At 72.8% G+C, this 2754-nt stretch carries 3 protein-coding genes; 1 reads left to right on the top strand and 2 read right to left on the bottom strand.

Annotated elements, in window-relative coordinates; translation table 11 throughout:
* Both H5J30_RS25885 and H5J30_RS25880 read right to left on the bottom strand, forming a co-directional pair.
* On the bottom strand, positions 1–191 hold a 191-nt coding region (locus tag H5J30_RS25885; RefSeq protein WP_181789757.1), incomplete at its 3' end, for a macro domain-containing protein.
* A gap of 36 nt (positions 192–227) precedes the next feature.
* Entirely contained in the window at positions 228–2099 is a 1872-nt protein-coding gene (locus tag H5J30_RS25880) for an ABC transporter ATP-binding protein (RefSeq protein WP_258563542.1), read from the bottom strand.
* Between the two features lie 89 nt (positions 2100–2188).
* Here H5J30_RS25880 and H5J30_RS25875 point away from each other — a divergent pair, with 89 nt between their 5' ends.
* Positions 2189–2644 carry a MarR family winged helix-turn-helix transcriptional regulator gene (locus tag H5J30_RS25875; protein WP_181789756.1) on the top strand — a complete coding sequence of 152 codons (456 nt, stop codon included), beginning with the start codon at positions 2189–2191 and terminating at the stop codon, positions 2642–2644.
* Positions 2645–2754 lie beyond the last annotated feature (110 nt).

The following is a 2754-nucleotide window of genomic DNA, read 5'->3' as shown; positions in this document are numbered from 1 at the left end:
CCCTCGGGCAGGCCGTCCGGGTAGGCGGTGGCGCGCAGCTCCCGGCACTCCTGCACGATGCTCTTGCCGCCCTTGCGGTGGATGGCGCCGTCGACGCCCCCGCCGCCCAGCAGCGAGGAGTTGGCGGCGTTGACCACCGCGTCGACCTGCTGCTCGGTGATGTCGCCGCGCACGGCCGTCAGCACACCCATGGCGCCACCGTAGTACGGGCCCGGAGCCGGCGCGGCTCAGACCGCCACCGACGCGCCCTCCGCCACCGCGCTCGCGCCGGTCCCGTTCCCGTTCCCCGCCCCGTTCGCGTGCGCGGTCCCGTTCGTGTCGAGATCGCGCCGCACCAGCGCCGCGTACCGGCCGCCGGCGGCCATCAGCTTCTCGTGCGTGCCGAGTTCGGCGATCCGGCCGTCGTGCAGGACGGCGATCTGGTCGGCGTCGCGGATCGTGGAGAGCCGGTGCGCGATGGTGATGGTCGTACGGCCTTCGGCCAGCGCGTCGACCGCCTCCTGCACCGCACGCTCGGTGCGGGTGTCCAGGGCGCTGGTGGCCTCGTCGAGGATGAGCACCGGCGGGTCGCGCAGGATGGTGCGGGCGAGGGCCAGGCGCTGCTTCTCGCCGCCGGAGAAGCGGTAGCCGCGCTCGCCGACGAGGGTGTCGTAGCCGTCGGGCAGGGCGGCGATGTGGTCGTGGATCTGCGCGGCGCGGGCGGCGGCCTCGATCTCGGCGTGGGTGGCGTCCGGCCGGGCGAAGCGCAGGTTGTCGGCGACGGAGGCGTGGAAGAGGTACGTCTCCTGGGCGACGACGCCGACCGCGCGGGCGAGCGAGTCGAAGTCGAGGTCGCGCACGTCGGTGCCGTCGATGGTGACCCGGCCGCCGGTGACGTCGTACAGCCGCGGCACCAGGTAGCCCAGGGTGGACTTGCCGGCGCCGGTGGGGCCGACGATGGCCAGGCTGCTGCCGGCGGGCACGGTGAGGGCGACGTCGCGCAGCGTCGGCTGCCCGGGCTCGTACGCGAAGTCGACGTTCTCGAAGCGCACGTCGCCGCGGGGCTTGTCCAGCCGCACGGGGCGCTCGGGCTCGGCGATGTCGACGGGCAGGTCGAGGTATTCGAAGATGCGCTGGAAGAGGGCGAGCGAGGTCTGCATCTGCACGCCGGTGGAGAGCAGGCTGACGGTGGGCCGGAAGAGGCCCTGCTGCAGCGAGACGAAGGCGACGACGGTGCCGATGGACACGGCCTGCCCCGCGCCGCCGGAGGCCAGGCCGGCGGTCCAGTAGATGACGGCGGGCATGGCGGCCATGACGACGCCGATGGTGGCCATCCGCCAGCGGCCGGCCATGTTGGCCCGTACCTCCAGGTCGACCAGGCTCTCGGACTCGTCGGTGAAGTCGCGGGTGAGGCTGTCGGAGCGGCCCATGGTGCGGCCGAGCATGATGCCGCTGACGGACAGCGACTCGGTCACGCCCGCGGCCATGGCGGCCATCTGCTTCTGCCGCAGCGTGGTGATCTTCTTGCGCTCGCGGCCGACGCGGCGGGCGATCCAGACGAAGAGCGGCAGCAGGAGCAGCGAGACGACGGTCAGCCGCCAGTCGAGCGCGAGCATGGCGACGACGGTGGCGATGACGCTGGTGAGGTTGGAGACCAGCGAGGTGGCGGTGGTCGTCACCGTCGCCTGCATGCCGCCGATGTCGTTGGCGATGCGGGACTGCACCTCGCCGGTGCGGGTGCGGGTGAAGAACGCCAGCGGCATGCGCTGCAGCTGGGCGTAGACGGCGGTGCGCAGGTCGTGCATGACGCGCTGGCCGACGGTGGTGGAGATGAGGGTCTGGAGCACGCCGAAGACGCCGCCGAGCACGGCGACGCCGACCATGCCGAGCGCGAGCAGGCTGAGCAGCCCGGTGCGGCCCTCGGGCAGGGCGGTGTCGACGACCTCGCGGAGCAGGAACGGCGAGGCGACCGAGACCAGCGAGGACGCGGCCACCAGCAGCCCGACCACGGCGAGGCGGCCGCGGTACGGGCGGAAGAGCGCGAGGATCCGGCACACCTGGGCGGGCTGCTCCGGATCGGAGGGCGGGGGTGTCCACCCGTCGAGTGGATCGTGCGGCATGGGCCTCCTAGGAAATTATGACGGCTTAAGGGAGGGTAGCTCATTGTTACCTATATGCACAATGAATATGCTCCTGATACGCTCGGGGCGTGTCCCAGTCGCCCCCGCCCCCCGCAGACGTGACCGGCCAGCTGGCCGAGCAGCTCCTGCTGCTCACCCGCCGGATCCACTACGCGCAGAAGCACTACTTCAAGCCGCTGGGCATCACGCCCGCCCAGTCGCGGCTGCTGCGCACCCTGGAGCGCCACGAGGAGCCGCCGCGGATGGCGGACCTCGCCGAGCGCCTCGGCGTCGTGCCCCGCGCGGTCACCACGCACGTGGACGCGCTGGAGGCGGGCGGCCTGGTCCGGCGCGTGCCCGACCCGGCCAACCGGCGCGTGATCCGTATCGAGACCACCGAGGCAGGGCGGACGGCGCTCGCCGAGCTGCACCGGGCGCGCCTCGCCGCCGCCGCGGACGTGCTGGAGCCGCTGTCCGAAAAGCAGCGTGAAAAACTGCTGGGGCTCATCGCCCCCCTGGTCGACCCGCACGGCCACCCCTGCTGAGGAGTCCGTTCCATGCCGCTGCTCCAGCCCAAGCCCTCGGCCCTGCGCCCCGGCCGGGCTGCCGGTGCAGGCGTGGATCCGGGTGCCGCACGCCGACGACGCGATCAGGC

This window comes from Streptomyces phytophilus (assembly GCF_013870535.1).
GTDB classification, from domain to species: domain Bacteria; phylum Actinomycetota; class Actinomycetes; order Streptomycetales; family Streptomycetaceae; genus Streptomyces; species Streptomyces phytophilus.
The sequence above is the reverse complement of the archived record's forward strand: the minus strand, read 5'-3'. Positions and strand labels throughout refer to the sequence as shown.

Bases quoted from the DNA above. Each gene is read 5' to 3' on its own strand.
- H5J30_RS25880 (WP_258563542.1), bottom strand. From the start codon at position 2,099: ATGCCGCACGATCCACTCGACGGGTGGACACCCCCGCCCTCCGATCCG.